Annotated in this window: 14 protein-coding genes and 1 pseudogene; 7 read left to right on the forward strand and 8 right to left on the reverse strand. The window is 39.0% G+C overall.

The features are described 5' to 3' along the window. Positions 1-247: 247 nt before the first annotated feature. Positions 248-574 carry a YbjQ family protein gene (locus V7L12_RS12515; protein ID WP_100900674.1) on the reverse strand — a complete coding sequence of 109 codons (327 nt, stop codon included), beginning with the start codon at positions 572-574 and terminating at the stop codon, positions 248-250. A gap of 646 nt (positions 575-1,220) precedes the next feature. On the opposite strand from V7L12_RS12515, the gene V7L12_RS12520 reads away from it, so the two are divergent. Next, positions 1,221-1,901 (forward strand): tetratricopeptide repeat protein, encoded by a 681-nt coding sequence (locus V7L12_RS12520; RefSeq protein WP_335084553.1) that lies wholly within the window; start codon positions 1,221-1,223, stop codon positions 1,899-1,901. Between the two features lie 2 nt (positions 1,902-1,903). Here the strand turns inward: V7L12_RS12520 and V7L12_RS12525 are convergent, their stop codons facing one another. Continuing rightward, complete coding sequence (locus V7L12_RS12525) at positions 1,904-2,806, reverse strand: ABC transporter ATP-binding protein (protein WP_335084554.1); 903 nt, start codon at positions 2,804-2,806, stop codon at positions 1,904-1,906. Between the two features lie 246 nt (positions 2,807-3,052). On the opposite strand from V7L12_RS12525, the gene V7L12_RS12530 reads away from it, so the two are divergent. The 3 genes from V7L12_RS12530 to V7L12_RS12540 all read left to right on the forward strand — a co-directional run bounded on the left by V7L12_RS12530 (position 3,053) and on the right by V7L12_RS12540 (position 6,617). Continuing rightward, positions 3,053-4,654: an alkaline phosphatase D family protein gene (locus V7L12_RS12530; RefSeq protein ID WP_335084555.1), complete on the forward strand. Its 1,602-nt coding sequence runs from the start codon at positions 3,053-3,055 to the stop codon at positions 4,652-4,654. 188 nt (positions 4,655-4,842) lie between these two features. After that, on the forward strand, positions 4,843-6,084 hold the full coding sequence (locus V7L12_RS12535; protein WP_335084556.1) for an AAA family ATPase: 1,242 nt from the start codon (positions 4,843-4,845) through the stop codon (positions 6,082-6,084). Positions 6,085-6,092: 8 nt separating this feature from the next. Further along, positions 6,093-6,617 (forward strand): hypothetical protein, encoded by a 525-nt coding sequence (locus tag V7L12_RS12540; protein WP_335084557.1) that lies wholly within the window; start codon positions 6,093-6,095, stop codon positions 6,615-6,617. A gap of 54 nt (positions 6,618-6,671) precedes the next feature. On the opposite strand, the pseudogene V7L12_RS12545 reads toward V7L12_RS12540, so the two are convergent. Then, a pseudogene (locus tag V7L12_RS12545) lies at positions 6,672-6,887 on the reverse strand (sensor histidine kinase); the annotation flags it as partial. A 49-nt stretch (positions 6,888-6,936) separates the two neighbouring features. Further along, positions 6,937-7,536: a hypothetical protein gene (locus tag V7L12_RS12550; protein ID WP_335084558.1), complete on the reverse strand. Its 600-nt coding sequence runs from the start codon at positions 7,534-7,536 to the stop codon at positions 6,937-6,939. 224 nt (positions 7,537-7,760) lie between these two features. Here V7L12_RS12550 and dacB point away from each other — a divergent pair, with 224 nt between their 5' ends. Together dacB and V7L12_RS12560 are read left to right on the forward strand one after the other, a co-directional pair. Continuing rightward, complete coding sequence (dacB, locus tag V7L12_RS12555) at positions 7,761-9,236, forward strand: D-alanyl-D-alanine carboxypeptidase/D-alanyl-D-alanine endopeptidase (protein ID WP_335084559.1); 1,476 nt, start codon at positions 7,761-7,763, stop codon at positions 9,234-9,236. A gap of 29 nt (positions 9,237-9,265) precedes the next feature. Then, complete coding sequence (locus V7L12_RS12560; RefSeq protein WP_335084560.1) at positions 9,266-10,180, forward strand: S66 peptidase family protein; 915 nt, start codon at positions 9,266-9,268, stop codon at positions 10,178-10,180. A 28-nt stretch (positions 10,181-10,208) separates the two neighbouring features. Here the strand turns inward: V7L12_RS12560 and V7L12_RS12565 are convergent, their stop codons facing one another. Both V7L12_RS12565 and V7L12_RS12570 read right to left on the reverse strand, forming a co-directional pair. Continuing rightward, positions 10,209-11,276: a glycosyltransferase family 4 protein gene (locus tag V7L12_RS12565; protein ID WP_335084561.1), complete on the reverse strand. Its 1,068-nt coding sequence runs from the start codon at positions 11,274-11,276 to the stop codon at positions 10,209-10,211. 99 nt (positions 11,277-11,375) lie between these two features. Beyond that, complete coding sequence (locus V7L12_RS12570) at positions 11,376-12,119, reverse strand: class I SAM-dependent methyltransferase (RefSeq protein ID WP_335084562.1); 744 nt, start codon at positions 12,117-12,119, stop codon at positions 11,376-11,378. Between the two features lie 300 nt (positions 12,120-12,419). Between V7L12_RS12570 and V7L12_RS12575 the strand changes: the two genes are divergently transcribed. Beyond that, complete coding sequence (locus tag V7L12_RS12575; RefSeq protein WP_335084563.1) at positions 12,420-13,739, forward strand: ABC transporter substrate-binding protein; 1,320 nt, start codon at positions 12,420-12,422, stop codon at positions 13,737-13,739. 75 nt (positions 13,740-13,814) lie between these two features. Here V7L12_RS12575 and V7L12_RS12580 read toward each other — a convergent pair whose 3' ends face one another. Together V7L12_RS12580 and V7L12_RS12585 are read right to left on the reverse strand one after the other, a co-directional pair. After that, the gene (locus tag V7L12_RS12580) at positions 13,815-14,438 is read right to left on the reverse strand and encodes a hypothetical protein (RefSeq protein WP_335084564.1); all 624 of its coding nucleotides are present in this window, start codon (positions 14,436-14,438) and stop codon (positions 13,815-13,817) included. Positions 14,439-14,471: 33 nt separating this feature from the next. Continuing rightward, complete coding sequence (locus tag V7L12_RS12585) at positions 14,472-15,209, reverse strand: hypothetical protein (RefSeq protein ID WP_335084565.1); 738 nt, start codon at positions 15,207-15,209, stop codon at positions 14,472-14,474. Positions 15,210-15,751: the final 542 nt, after the last annotated feature.

Raw genomic sequence — 15,751 nt, forward strand, 5'->3', positions numbered from 1 at the left:
TTTAGTCTCTATCAATAGAAAGATTTAATAGGTCTATCTTTAGCCAGAAAAAATAAACTTTGTTTAACAATTTTTAATATAATTTAGTGTTTATTTATGTATTTTTTCTAAAATTCCCATTTAAAAACTCTTAACTTAAAATATAACTATTAACTAGCTATCAGAAACCAGCTTTAACGATGTATGCCATTAGACTTAATCTAACTAAAGCTTTGTAATGAATGTCAAAAGTAAAAATCATCAAAAACTAACGCATCCTCACAGCAGTGCCTGTGGCAGTAATCAGCAAAAGAACTCCTGACTGGTCAAGATTTATTGTGCCAGTATCAATTTCAATCCCGATTACAGCGTTTGCTCCTAAACGTTGTGCGCGTTGTTCTAATTCTTCTAATGCCTTGCGTTGACCCTGCTCAAATAGACGCTCATAGCTACCAGTGCGTCCACCAATAATATCTCGAATCCCAGCCAAAAAATCTCGCAAAAAATTGCTGCCGTAGACTACTTCTGCTGTCACAATGCCTAAATATGACTCAATCACGGCTCCTTGAATTACATCAGTGGTAGTTATAATCATAAATTAACCTCCTATATGGGATATATCTTGATATTTATTATTAAAGTATTTTGATAAATATTTTAACAATTGTAACTATTATTACAGAATACAGGTTTGATAAACATCCTCTCACACAATTTTAGATTGCGCTTTGGATTTAGTGTTGTCCTAAACAGATTAATGGAAGATTTTACAGTTTAGATTTATCTTACCTTTGAATGACCATAAAAGGATGTAAATGCCTGGATGATAACTTCTCAAAGGGTAGTATCAAGGATTAAAAATGTCAAAAAAATTGGATACAGAGTCAGCAAATTATGAAATAAAAATAGGAATAAATGTCAAAGCCTATAAGCTTGCTGCATCAGAATCTAGGATTAAGTCAAATGCCTGTTTAGGTTTTCTGGATAATACGTATAAGTACTGATTAAAAAATGTGTTGTTTTGCTATAGTACTGGTTTATATGTAGGGTACTTTCACCTGCTCCTCGATCGCTTACACTTCATCCTTCAGTAAAAACTCTGTTATGTACTGCTAAATGTAAAGGAAAGGAGAATGAACTATTAACATCTTAATCAATACGAAGAAATACAGTTTTCAAAAGTCCATATTTTTGTTTTAATGTACAAGAAAAAAGTCCTCTAAAATTTCAGGAAATTTACTGTGTACAAGCCAACATCATTCGTGTTTAGTGTGGTGTTACTAGGATGTTTTACTTTGACCATACCTTCAGTAGCTCAGGCTCAGGTATTAGTGGCCCAGGCCAAAAACCCAGAGTTAAAGCAATTACTGGAGGAAGGACGGAGGTTAGTGAATGCCGGGGATTATGGTGGTGCGATCGCTGTTTATCAGCAAGCAGCTAGTATAGATCCCAAGAATGCTAAAATTCATTCAGGTATTGGGTATTTATACGCTCAACAGGGAAATTACCAGGCAGCATTAACAGCTTATCGTCGGGCGATCGCTATCAACCCTAACAATAGTGATTTTTACTATGCTGTGGGTTACATCAAAGCCAATTTGGGCGACACACGTGGGGCAAAGGAAGGTTATCGTCGTGCCATACAGCTGAACCGTAACAACGTCAACGCCTATTTAGGATTGGCTGTGACGCAATCGCGTATGGGAGACTATAATGCTGCTACCTGGGCATACCAACAAGCAATCGACTTGGATAAAAATAATGCCCAGACTTATGAATTGATGGGTTCGATGTATAAACAGCGACGACAAGCCAAACAAGCAAACAGCTTGCTTCAGAAAGCCCGTGACTTGTACAAGCGGCGCAATGACTCAAATGGCGTAGAAAGGGTAGAAGCCATGCTGCGGCAGTTAGGAGGATGAGGTTAATCTAACTGGCGTCCCGTTAATTCCACAAAAATATCTTCCAGATTAGAGGGACGCACCATCATTCCGGTTTTATCGGGCTGTTCATTCAAGTAAATATTTGCTGCTTCCAAGGATGGAAAAAACAGATATTCCCAGTTACGAGCGCCATCACTTCCCATATTAGACACACCTAATTGTTTCATTACCAAACCTTCACCGTGAGCAGAACGCAGCTGTTGTAAAGTTCCCAAAGAAATCAGCTTACCGTTATCCATAATACCGATGCGTCCTGGCTTGGCAGAGCCAAAGGCATTGCACAAAAATTCGACCTCATCCATATAATGGGTCGTAAGTAGCATCGTCATCCCTTGTTTATTCAAATCCCGAATAATTTCCCAAAGGCGTCGCCTGGTTTGGGGGTCTAGTCCTACCGTTGGTTCATCCAGAAACAAAATTTGCGGTTGATGCAATAAAGCTCTGGCAATTTGCAACCGTCGTTTCATACCCCCAGACAGGGTTTTTACCAAATCACCCCGTCTTTCTGCTAGCTCAACATATTCTAGCCATTGATTTATCAATTTTTGTCGCTGCGGGTTACTAATGTGATGTAGTCTCCCGTGCAGTTCCATATTTTCCCAGACGGTTAAATCGTTATCCACACTGACTTGTTGCAAGACTACGCCAATACTCTGTTTTGCCAATATTGGCTGACTCATCACATTATATCCACCTACTTCTATGCGTCCTTGGGAGGGTTTGGTGAGTGTAGTCAGCATCCGAATTGTGGTTGATTTACCCGCACCGTTCGGGCCAAGTAGAGCAAATATCTCTCCCGCTTCAATTTGGAATGACAGGTCATTGACTACAGGTACATTGTTGTAAAACTTGTAGACATTTTCTATAAAGACAGCAGCAGTCACGTCGCTTCGCTCCGAATTAAAAATTAAAAATTAACAAGCTCATAAATAAATTTAGTTGCTCTGTATCCTTTTATGTTTCGGTCATGGATAAATTTGCTCTTAATAAATACTACCATTCTGATTACATCAAACTAAATATATTTTATTAACCCTTAGATAACTCAATCTTTACTTGTTGATATAACAACGTGTGGTAAACACTTATCCTGTAAGACTTTATTTAGTTTAAGGTTGCTATTATTTAGTATGGCATCTCATCACCCATTGAAGCTAAATCGGCGTCAGTTTTTGCTACGTTCAGCTATCACAGCCGGTGGAATTATTTCCACAAATCTTGTAGCTAAATCACCAGCTTTTGGCAAAGCACCTGCAATCATCACCTCTGATAAAATGCGTCCTAGCATACCTTATGGAGTAGCTAGCGGCGATATATCTAACGATAGCATTGTCATCTGGAGTCGGAGCGATCGCCCCACCAAAATGATCGTAGAATATTCTACCAGCGAATCTTTTCGCAATGTGCAGCGCGTTGTGGGGCCTAATGCTTTAAAAAATAGCGACTTTACAGCACGACTTTATCTGAAGAATCTACCACCAGACCAAAAATTATTTTATCGGGTAATTTTCCAAGATTTAGATTATCAAGGCACTTACAGCGCTCCTGTCAAAGGTACTTTCCGAACTCCCCCCAAATCTGGACGAGATGTATTCTTTGTTTGGGGTGGCGACACCGCCGGTCAGGGATGGGGGATTAATCCCGATTTTGGTGGGATGAAAATTTATGAAACTATGCGCCAACTTCATCCCGACTTTTTCATCCATTCTGGCGATAATATTTATGCTGATGGCCCGATTCAATCAGAAGTGACTTTAGATGACGGCACAATTTGGAAAAACATCACTACACCAGAAAAATCCAAAGTAGCAGAGACTCTCACAGAATTTCGTGGCAACTATATTTACAATTTGCTGGATAAAAATATCAAGCGTTTCAATGCTGAAATTCCCATATTGGCACAGTGGGACGACCACGAAACCAGAAACAATTGGTATCCTGGGCAAATTATCCTCAACGATGATCGTTATACAATTAAGGATGTTAACTTGCTAGCCGAAAGAGCAAGACAAGCATTTTTAGAATATCTGCCTATTGGATATGAAAGCAATAATCCACATAAAGCGAAAATTTATCGCTCTTTCAACTATGGCCCATTATTAGACATTTTCATGCTGGATGAGCGTACCTATCGAGGGCCAAATAGTCCCAATAATCAGCCGATACCAAGTAAAGAAACAGATTTTTTAAGCAGAAAACAAGTGCAATGGTTGAAAAGGCAATTGCTGTCATCAAAAGCAACATGGAAAGTAATTGCTAGTGATATGCCTTTGGGGCTGATAGTTCGAGACGGTAGCACGGACTTTGAAGCTTGGGCTAATGGAGATGGTCGAGCTTTAGGAAGAGAGTTAGAACTTGCTGATTTACTACGATTTATCAAAAACAAGAATATCCAGAATGTTGTTTGGTTAACTGCTGATGTACATTATGCAGCAGCCCACTATTACGACCCCGCCAAAGCACAGTTTACCGACTTTAAGCCTTTTTGGGAGTTCGTCGCCGGGCCTCTTAACTCTGGTACATTTGGGCCTAACCAATTGGAAAATACTTTTGGCCCACAATTAGTATTTCAAAGCCTTCCTCCAGGTACAAAAGCAAATCGACCACCAAGTGAAGGTTTGCAATTCTTTGGAGGAGTTAAAATTGATGGAAATACAAAAGTGATGACGGTAACACTGCGTAACTTGGCTGGGAAAATTCTTTACAGTGTAGATTTACCGCCAGAAAAATAAATCGCCAAAATCACAGTGAGATGTAGCCAGTTAGATAGAGTAATTACGCAATTTTTTACTTTGTCTGCTGGCTTTGCTGTTTTTGGTGAGATGTTGAAGAATAAAAATCTTGTGCGATGCCTGCGGCGGGCTTTGCTTACGCCACTGTTAGGAGCTAAATTTAAGTAGGTAGAGTTTTGGAGCTGATCATGCTTAAGCAACTCATTCTTGAAAATTGGAAAAGTTTTCGTTATGCGGAGCTTCCACTTGACTCATTGACTATTTTGATTGGGACAAATGCGAGTGGCAAGTCTAATGTGGTTGAAGCTTTTGAATTTTTACAAAGAATAGTTAGAGGTGAAAATATTGAAGCAGCCTTAGCAGGAAATAAAACACTTTCATCTATTAGAGGTGGTGTAGAGTGGGCAGCACTGAAACCAGAAACTGAGTTCACGTTAAATTTTCTGGTTCAAGGTGATGATGAAAATACTGATTATCTGTATGCAATAAAAATCCAAACACAACCTGTAGTATTAGCTGTAAAAGAATTTATACAAATACTAGATGTGCGATCTGAAAAATCAAATATTTTAAGTGAGTTTTCAATTAGAGATAAAGATAGCTTTATTCCTAACCGAAGTGCATTAAATGTAGCAGAAGGAAATGGTATAGCAGCAGGAAAAGGTATAAAAAATATTATTCAAAAAAAATATCATTTAAAAAATCATGAAGCTGTTTCTGAAAAAATTAGACAAATTACTTATTTTGTTATTAAAGCATTAGAAAAACCTTTTGTCTTAAACCCTATACCTTCTGCAATGCGAGATTTTTCACGCTTATCTGACAATTTAGAAAGCGATGGTTCAAATATTGCTGGCGTACTAGCAGCATTAGATGGTGAACAAAAAGCCGAAGTAGAATCAACTCTATCAGCATACATCAAAGGTTTCCCAGAAGGCGATATTAAAAAAGTATTTGCAGAACCAGTTGGTAGACTTAAAACTGATGCAATGCTTTACTGTCAGGAAGAATGGAAACCTGGTCATGTTACAGAAATTGATGCTAGAACGATGTCAGATGGAACTTTACGCTTTATAGCAATTATCACAGCATTACTCACAAGACCAGAGGGTAGTCAAATAGTAATTGAAGAAATAGACAACGGACTTCATCCCTCGCGTGCAGAATTACTTGTAAGAATATTACGAGAAATTGGTCAGAAAAGAAAAATTGATATTTTAATAACTACTCATAATCCAGCTTTACTTGATGCTTTAGGGCCAGAGATAGTTCCTTTTGTGGTTGTCGCACACCGCGATTCTGAAACTGGAGAAAGCAAGCTTACACTTTTAGAAGATATTGACAATTTCTCTAAGTTATTTGCATCATATTCTTTGGGCGATATGACAACTAAGGGTGCAATTGAAAGAAGCCTTTCTCGTAATGAATAGTTACTAATATGAGAAAGGTGCTACTCATCGATACATCGCTTTTATGCGTTTGGTTAAAAGTTCCAGGTAGAGAAACTGCTGGTAATAATGAATGGGATTTTGAGCGTGTAAATCAAAAAATTCAGGTAGAAATCGCCAAATCAACAACGCTGGTACTACCTTTAGCTGCTGTTATAGAAACAGGTAATCACATTGCACAGGCTAAAACAGCAAATTCAGAAAGTAAACGTATAGCAGCTGAAAAATTTGCCGAAATTATGACTTATGCAGCTGATGAAACCACACCTTGGGCTAAGTTCCGTGAGCAAATTGTTCTTTGGGAGGAGGAAGAATTGAAAAACTTAGCCGCTAAATTCCCCAATCAAGCTGTAGAAAAGACTTCTATGGGTGATGCTAGTATTGTCATCTTGGGTTGGCACTATCACCAAAAGGGTTTCCATGTAGAATTTTTGACTGATGATGACAAGCTAAAATCTCAGGAACCACCTCCACCACAGCCACCTACACGTCGTAGTAGTCGAATAAAAGGGTAAAATATCCTTGAGCGATTACTGTTTACCAAAAATAGAGGTTTTTTAACTAATTTGTCATGAATTAAGTTGGACAGGAATTGTAATAATAAATTCAGTTCCTTCTTTTACAGTAGATATGCATTGCAGTTGACCACAATGTTTTTCTACAATAATTTGATAGCTAATGGATAGCCCCAATCCAGTACCTTTACCGACAGATTTAGTGGTGAAGAAGGGGTCAAATAATCGCTTTTGTATATCCTTGGGAATTCCAGTACCATTATCGACTAATCACTACTGACTCCCCTTGATGGGGAGTTATTTGATATCAGTTAGCTAGCTAAAATGAAATTGGTACATTTTTAAATGCGGCTGTATCTGGCACAAAAATGTCCAAATTATTGATACCATCGGGAACTCTTAGCCAGATATAAGCATCTGCGGAGGCTTGTGGACGTACTGGGAACAAAGAAACGCTTCCTGTTGAGCGATTAAGAGCAACTCCTTTGTAGGTTACGCTAGTGTCAGGATTGCGGGCTGTTGTACTAGCAACCGATATAATATCGCTACCAACAACTCCGTCTGTGGCAAGGCGACGAATACGCATTTGCAGATTTACCACATCACGGTTTCCAGTTTCTGGATCTTTAATGCGTTTTGCTGAAAGTAACTCAACTTCTGCCTTTTTGCCAAAAGCAGGCTGCACAAATTGACCAGGGCTAATTGCTGAAGTTGTAGCACTAGCTGGGGATGGAGAGACTGTTGCTTGTGGAGAAGTTGTAGCTGTAGAACTTGGCATTTGAGTGGGAATGGTGTTACTGGCTGTATTAGTAGTATTTAGTGTCTGCCGCAACGTGAAAACTTCATAAGCTACATAGCCGCTACATCCCAAAGCCAAAGTAGAGAGTAATACAGCTACACCAGATAAAAATGTACTCACACCATTGCCTCGATTTCGTGTTTCTGTAGTTGACTTAGGTTTCTATTTTGTAGTCCCATAAATTATGTTTGTGCGTAGGCGCAGCCCGTCGTAGACATCGCGTATATATGAAACATGTGAACATCTTCCCTATACTAATTAAGTAACTTTACTGAGCCAATTCTTCTCTCTCCGGAAAGAAATTGTTCGCAAGGTAAAAATATCTGTCTTTGGGATAAGGAAAATTGGTAAGACTTAAGATTTTAAATCAACCACTGGGTGTTTTGTTAATATTTTTGACTAGCCAGATAGGATTTAGTTCTAGAGTTGCGAAAGCACAAACCCCAGTTGCACCAAGAACTACCACAAAATCAATTTGCTCTAGCCAACTGGGAACAGCAATAGATGCTGTAATCAATCGTCCCTTATTTAGTCGGGGGCGCTGGGGAATTTTGATACAACCTCTGTCAACCGGACAAACTCTTTACAGTCGAGATGCTCAAAAATATTTTACTCCTGCGTCTAACCTCAAATTGCTGACAACAGCAGCTGCGTTGCAGGAATTGGGTGCTAATTTTCGGATTCGCACCTCTATTTATCAGAATGGTAATGGTGTTTTACGTGTTGTCGGTAGGGGAGATCCTAGCTTAAGTGATACTGAACTGCGAAAATTGGCACAGCAGTTAAAACAGAAAGGTATTACCCAAATTCAGCAGTTGATTGCTGATGATAGTTATATTCAAGGTAATATTGTTAATCCCACCTGGCAATGGGAAGATGTGCAGTCAAGTGATGGCGTACCAGTCAGCAGCTTTATTTTGAATCAAAATATTTTTAGCTTCAAACTTGTACCACAAGCTGTAGGTAAATCTTTGCAAATGGTATGGATTGATCCTGGCGAAGCGAAACAGTGGCGGATAATTAATCAGTCAGTAACCGTTCCCCAAAATCAACCAAGCTATGTCAATGTTACCCGCGAATTGTCAGGAACAGTATTACAAATTCAAGGACAACTGACAACGAATTCTGAACCATCTTTAATAGATTTGCCTGTAGTCGATCCTAATTATTACTTCTTACGACGCTTCCGTACTGCCTTAGCAACAGAAAAAATTACTGTGGGACAAACATTAGTAGTAAATGGTGGTGTGAATCAAGGGGAAATAGCATTTGTAGAATCACCACCTTTAGCTGAATTATTAGCAGAAACTCTTCAAAATAGTAATAATCTTTATGCTGAAGCATTGCTGAGAGCATTAGCTGTGAAAAAAATCAGACTCAAAAATCAGACTAGTGCTGATGCCGGTTTAGAAGTTGTCAAAGCAAGTTTAACTAAATTGGGTGTCGATCCAGCAAATTATATTTTAGTGGATGGTTCAGGTTTATCACGTCGTAACTTAGTGACACCAGAAGCTTTTGTACAAACTCTGCGGGGAATGGCAAAAACCCCAACAGCATATATATATCGCGCATCTTTACCCGTGGCTAGTAAAAGTGGAACTCTGAAGGGTCGCTTTCAAGATACACCTGCTGAGGGTATTGTGCAAGCAAAAACAGGTACGTTAACGGGTGTAGTTTCTCTATCTGGATATATGAATGCGCCGAAGTATGAGCCGCTGGTTTTTAGTATTATCGTCAATCAGTCGGATCAGTCTGCAACAGTTATACGGCAAGCAATTGATGAAGTTGTTGTGTTGTTAACACAGTTGCAGCATTGTTAATATTATACTTTTCACTCCTAACTTGTTTCATGCCAGCCAAAATCTTACCACCGCCCCTAAAACCTGGAGACTTACTACGAGTAATTGCTCCTAGTGGTGCTTTGCGAGAATTTGAGGAATTTAAACAGAGTCTAGAAATTTGGCGATCGCGTGGTTATCAATTACAAGTCAGTCCCCAGATAGATGACAAATGGGGTTATTTAGCCGGAACAGACGAAAATCGCCGTCAACAGCTAGCAGCAGCATGGCAAGATCCTGATTGTCGTGGTATTCTCTGTGCCAGAGGTGGTTTTGGCAGCACCCGCATTTTAGAAAATTGGAATTGGCCAAACTCAGGGCTTCCCAAGTGGCTCATAGGCTTTTCTGATATTACAGCTTTATTATGGAGCCTCTATACAGCAGGAATTTCCGGCGTTCACGGCCCTGTAATGACAACTTTGGTAGATGAGCCAGATTGGTCAATTAAGCGATTATTCGATTGGATAGAAGATAGTTCTTTCACGCCTCTCAAAGGTTGCGGTTGGGGTGGTGGTGTGGTTAATGGTACTTTGTTACCAGGGAATCTCACGGTAGCTACTCACCTTTTGGGTACACCAATCCTGCCACATCTAGATGGTGTAATTCTGGCGTTGGAAGATGTTACCGAAGCACCTTATCGGATTGACAGGATGCTGACACAGTGGCGTTTGAGTGGTGCTTTGTCTCAAGTCTGCGGTATTGCGTTGGGCGGTTTTACTCGCTGTGAAGCGCCACCAACTATATCTAGTTTTAGTGTAGAAGAAGTATTGCGCGATCGCTTGGGTGATTTGGGTATTCCCATTGTTTCCGATTTGCCTTTTGGGCATGATAATCCCAATGCAGCCTTACCAGTGGGTGTAGAGGTAACTTTAGATGGAGATGCGGGAATATTAGCGATGCCTACGGCGGCAAGCTACGCGCCATAGTTGAGCGCAGATATTGATTAGTACTATATCAGTTTTTCAGGATTTTTTGAAACCATTGTTCTACGCGATCGCCCATAGCTTCTAAAGAGTATAAAGTTTCTGCTTGCTGACGACAAGCTTGGCGGTCAATTTCATCCAAATGCTTAATAGCTTCTACTAAACCTTGGACACTATCAGGTTCCACCAAAAAACCAGTTTTGCCTTCTTGGACAATTTCTGTTAAACCACCCCGACGGTAAGCAATTAAAGGCACTCCACAAGCAAGCGCTTCTATTGCTACATTTCCAAATGCTTCTATCCAACGAGGAGTTACTAAAAGTGCTTGACATTTACCTAGCTCCTTTTGTAGCTCAACCGTTGGTAAAAATCCGACATATTCTATAGGAGCATTAGGGTATTCTCGACAAATCTTCTCCCAGTAAGATACATCCTGTTTTAAACCGAATATTTTCAGTGGAATTCCGATTATTTCTGCTGCTGCTACTGCATCTTCTAGTCCTTTTTCAGGAGCTATCCTACCTACCCACGCCAAGCTCTGAGTTGGTTCGGGACAAAATTGATAAATAGATAAATCTAAACCATTTAGCAGACAAATACACCGTTCTGTAAATGTAAAAGTTGCTGCCTGTGTTTGACTGTGAACACCAATAGTACCCGGAAAATTGATTGCTACTTGTTCAATAATCTGATCCATAACATCTGTTAAAGAACCCATACTGATAAAATGGGCGATGGGAGTGTTAAAAAAGGGTGTTAAATACAATGGCAGCCAATCATAAGCAAAATTCACAATCAAATCATAATCTGCTTGCACTTGACGAGCATAATCCCACATATTCGCTAAAACAGAATTTTTATACAGAACAATCGGATCGCTACGACTCTGATTTTGCGCTGGTATCTGTATTAGTTCTCCAGGAATTTCTCTAATAGGTAATGAATTGCTAATAGACCCTTGTGGTGCAACAATTTTTAATTTATGTCCTCGCCGTAGCATCTCTGTAGCAATATTAAATAGCGTTAACTCTACTCCACCTCCCAATCCTGAACCTAGCGCACCCATTGGAGTAGACATCAATAATAATTTATGGTACATTTTTATCGTTAATATATTTTTATAAACATCATTTTTTCACCTAAACAACGTACTTATTAGGTTTTGGTATGGCTTCACCCAAAAGACATGAAGTCGAATTTAACTCTGCTTCTTATAGCAGCGAGTTGTAATCAAGTAAGGATGAAAAACCTCTAAGAAGTAACTCTGAAGTGTATGGAAAAATGTTTCTACTACTTTAGGATCATCTAAATGAAAAGGGTATTCTTGATTAACACCTTTAAAGAAATACCAATTCACTATCATCTTACCATCAGAGTTCAAAGCTTGATAAAATTGTAATAACTGCTGGCTAGGATCTAACAAATGTTCTAAAACATCAAAGCATAAAATCGTATCAAATTTATCTTTTGCAGGCATTTCAAGAGCAAAAACTATTTTTTTGTCCAGTCCCATTTTTTCAGTTCGATACTGAACAAAATCACGATTGATCGGATTAATATCATAATAGATTACTTGCTCAACTTGTGGGCAAAGAGCAGCGCCAAGGGCATGAGTTCCTATTCCACCACCAAAATCTAACACTCGACCTTGGGCAAAATCTGCAATCAACCGCAACATATCTCCAATATACTCATGACTTGACAGATGCCAAGCTCCCAATTCAAATAAGTAAAGTTCTCCTACTTTCTCACGATAGAAAGCACTTGCTTCTTGCCAATTAAAATCTTTGTGTCCTAAGTTTTTTATTTCTTCTTGTGCTGCTGCTAACTTTGTCTCTACGGTTTCTATATCTAAATGTAAAAAATCTTGTAGATGATGCTTGAAGTGAAATGAATTTTCTAAAAAGCTACTTAAGAAAGAGGGCGTGGTAGAATTTACCATAAAAGTTATGTCACAAGGAAATTAACGTATTAGATTATACAATAAATATTTAGCAGTTTAACTTATTAGCACTCGTAAACATTGAGACAAAATGTAGTATATTGGAGCAATATTTTTTCTTGACAGCAGTCGGCCCAAGTCGGGAAACCCTTCCTGTGCGCCTGCCTCCACTACGTATCTCGAAAAAAATAAATTTAGGGGCGCGACTACCATATATATATGCTGAGTGCAATTAATTTTACTTTTTACTCAGCACTATTTTGGTGAAGTAATAGCTGCCCAACAAATCTAAAAATTGACATGAAAGTTACCCTTTTCCAATCCCTAATTCCGAATTTTTCCCGCCAGTTGACCAATTCTGTTTGGCGGCTTTCGCTGATAAAAATTATTCTAAGTATATTTTTGATATTTTTATCTGGTTGTCAGGGGACAGTTGAGAAGAATGACGGAGTAATTCATCTGAGTTTATGGCAATCAATCAATCCCCCTACTAATCGGAATGTATTTAACAAACTAGTAGATAAATTTAATCAGACTCATACTGATGTTCAGGTAGAATCTATCTTTATAGGTCAACCCCAATTGCCAAAAATATTAACAGCAGTTGTGGGCAATGCACCTCCAGATATTCTGTCATTCGACCCTCAATTGACAGGTCAGTTTATCGAACTAGGGGCAATTCAACCTTTAGAAAAATGGCTAGATAAATCGCCATTGAAGTCGGAAATTAACCCCAACCTATGGGAAGAATTAAAATTAGACGGTCATCTTTGGTCAATCCCACTCTACACGAGCAATTTAGGCATTTTTTACCGACCTAAACTTTTCCAAGCTGCGGGAATTACGCAAATTCCTAAGACTTGGGAAGAGTTAAGGGAAGTCGCCAAAAAATTAACTATAGACAGCAATGGTGATAATCGACCTGAACAGTACGGAATATTACTGCCTTTAGGAAAGGAAGAATGGACAGTCTTTAGTTGGTTCCCCTTTTTATTGAGTGCTGGCGGAGAAGTTGTTACTAATAACCGTCCGAATTTGACGAATGCAGGAGCGATCGCAGCCTTACAATTTTGGCAAGACCTATTAAAAGATGGTTCAGCAACACTTTCTTCCCCAGAGCGAGGTTATGAAGAAGACGCTTTTATTGCAGGTCGCGTTGCTATGCAGATTACAGGCCCTTGGACTTATATAATGAAGTCCAATGTTGACTTTGACGTATTTCCTATACCTAGAAATATGAAGCCTGCTACAGCCACAGCTACTGGAAATATGTATTTGATGAAGACTACACCAGCAAGAGAGCAAGCTGCACTCAAATTTTTAGAGTATGTTTTGAGTGAAGAATTCCAAAAAGAATGGAGTATCGGCACCGGTTTTTTACCAATTAACTTTAAAGCTACTCAAAGTGAAGCTTATCAGCAATTCATCAACCAAAAACCTTTGTTAAAAGTGTTTGTGGAACAAATTCCTTTGGCTGGCGCTCGACCGATTATTGCTGGATATAACCGTCTTTCTGATAGTCTTGGTCGAGCTATAGAAGCTACATTGCTAGGAGAGTCTGCGGAAAAAGCGCTGAAGATATCACAAGAGCGTTTAGAGCTAATTTGGGATGACAAATAAATGGGACTGGGTATTGGGTACTAGGGATTGGGGAACTGGTTGTATCCTCTGGGGTGCAGTGACTTAAGTAGATAATTAACTACTAGCATTGGTAAGAATTCCTACAAGCACTCGCACTAATTCTTCCAAACCTTCTGGAACGCGATAAAGTTTGATATCTTGCATGATTCGTTTATCTTGCCGATAAAATATTCCAAATCGCCAATCTTCTCCATTTGTTACAGCACCATATAAAGTTGGTGTTTGCGAATCTGTCCATTGGTCGAGTGCGATCAATTCAATTGCAAGTTGAGTAAACCCCCGGCTTAAATCGGATTGCTTGGCTTCAACGACTAACAGTGAATTGGAAGATGAAATATAGTAATAAAAACTTCCTTTTAGTTGTTCGCTAACATTAATCGGGTACTCAATATTCAGTTGAGTTTGCGTTTGGTCACAAATTTCCAACAAAATAGGAGCAATTAAAACTTCACGTTTTGCAGCTTCACTGATAGGATTTACGCGCATGATATTCCGCCGTAAGTAACGCTGTAAAAACTCTAAATAGTCAATTATACCTGCATATTGTGGTAGTTGTAGTGATGCCCGTTCGTAACTACATCCTAGTTCCGCCAAGATATCTGCTGGGGCATAAGGTAATTCAAAATACTTACTAAATGTATAACTTTGACCGAGTTGGAGAATGGGCGGGCGAGTCATAAATATTAAGGTTATGGAATATATCGATAAAAATTAGGAAGAAACTCCAGTTTTAGGATGTAAATTTCTTTTCAATGTACACAAACCAATTGCTGGTATGGCTCCCAAAATAACTGCTGTCAATCCTTGTCCACTCCAATATAGTATGGGAGTACGGTAAGTTTCTGGAATCAAATTTTGCATAATAAAAAGTAACCAAACCAAAATAGTGATCCAGAAGAAAGAAATTGAGGGTAAAAAATTCCACCACCAAATGTCTGCTGTATATCGCCTCAATACTAGCCATTGGCAAATCCCTAGCCAAATTCCAGAGATTATATATGCGATCGCAGACAAAAATCCAAAAATCAAAGTATCTTCAGAAGATGATGAGGCAATGGTTGAAATGTAGTTAATCCAGGCTGTAGAAACGCCGTTGGCAATCAGCCAACCCACACTAGTAGCAAATAGCCACTGCCAACCTGGTAAATATCGGTAAATAACAAGTGCTTGGTCAGCAGCAAAAATCACGGCAAATACAACATTACTGAGACTTCTGACCAAAATGCTCCATGTTTGTGGTTGGATAGCAACGCTAGGTGAGAGACTTTGGAGAATAATTTTCTCTAAGGCAATACTGGCAACGCCACCTACAACCCATCCAATGAGGGTCATTAAGGTAAACTGAATAAAGAACCTCTGTCGCTGCGATCGCGGAATCAAAAACTTTCCTGGATTAGGCTCATTATTACCAGATGCAACACGATCGGGACTGTTAGAGTCAGTTTGCATAAAAAGTTAGGGGAGTGAGGGAATAGGGAGATCGGGGAGGTAGGGTGAGCAGGGGGAGAATAACTAATTCCCAATGCCGAATTCTCAATTAAATATTGATTCTTGTTTTACCCTATTTCTCAATCACCAGTCCCTATTTTCCATTCCCCACTCGCCACTAGTCACTTCTCTAAGGCGAGAATATTATGTCAATAATATAAGTTTATTCTCAATAGAGTCGGAAATAATCTTATTAACCTATCCATTTAGGGGTAACTTGTCATAGACATCGTTTTGAATCTTGGAAACTAAACCAAACGAGAAATGGTGATTTTTTTGTTGGTTCTTAACCTTGGTTGCGATCGAGAGTAATTTAGATGCGTTTGTTCTGCCCACTACAATTGCACAAGAACCTTCACTTAATCTTTAAAAATATTTTAGTATATACACTGTATCTTTTGCGAGTTATAAAAATCAAAATAGTATCACAAGGCATCAAGATAAACTTATATCTTTGAGCTTGTCTTATCCAACAACATTCATATCTAAAGACCTAATAATCT

This window comes from Nostoc sp., from assembly GCF_036918245.1.
Lineage (GTDB): Bacteria > Cyanobacteriota > Cyanobacteriia > Cyanobacteriales > Nostocaceae > Nostoc.

Bases quoted from the DNA above. Each gene is read 5' to 3' on its own strand.
- V7L12_RS12515 (WP_100900674.1), bottom strand. From the start codon at position 574: ATGATTATAACTACCACTGATGTAATTCAAGGAGCCGTGATTGAGTCA.
- V7L12_RS12530 (WP_335084555.1), top strand. From the start codon at position 3,053: ATGGCATCTCATCACCCATTGAAGCTAAATCGGCGTCAGTTTTTGCTA.
- V7L12_RS12535 (WP_335084556.1), top strand. From the start codon at position 4,843: ATGCTTAAGCAACTCATTCTTGAAAATTGGAAAAGTTTTCGTTATGCG.
- V7L12_RS12540 (WP_335084557.1), top strand. From the start codon at position 6,093: ATGAGAAAGGTGCTACTCATCGATACATCGCTTTTATGCGTTTGGTTA.
- V7L12_RS12560 (WP_335084560.1), top strand. From the start codon at position 9,266: ATGCCAGCCAAAATCTTACCACCGCCCCTAAAACCTGGAGACTTACTA.
- V7L12_RS12565 (WP_335084561.1), bottom strand. From the start codon at position 11,276: ATGTACCATAAATTATTATTGATGTCTACTCCAATGGGTGCGCTAGGT.
- V7L12_RS12570 (WP_335084562.1), bottom strand. From the start codon at position 12,119: ATGGTAAATTCTACCACGCCCTCTTTCTTAAGTAGCTTTTTAGAAAAT.
- V7L12_RS12575 (WP_335084563.1), top strand. From the start codon at position 12,420: ATGAAAGTTACCCTTTTCCAATCCCTAATTCCGAATTTTTCCCGCCAG.
- V7L12_RS12580 (WP_335084564.1), bottom strand. From the start codon at position 14,438: ATGACTCGCCCGCCCATTCTCCAACTCGGTCAAAGTTATACATTTAGT.
- V7L12_RS12585 (WP_335084565.1), bottom strand. From the start codon at position 15,209: ATGCAAACTGACTCTAACAGTCCCGATCGTGTTGCATCTGGTAATAAT.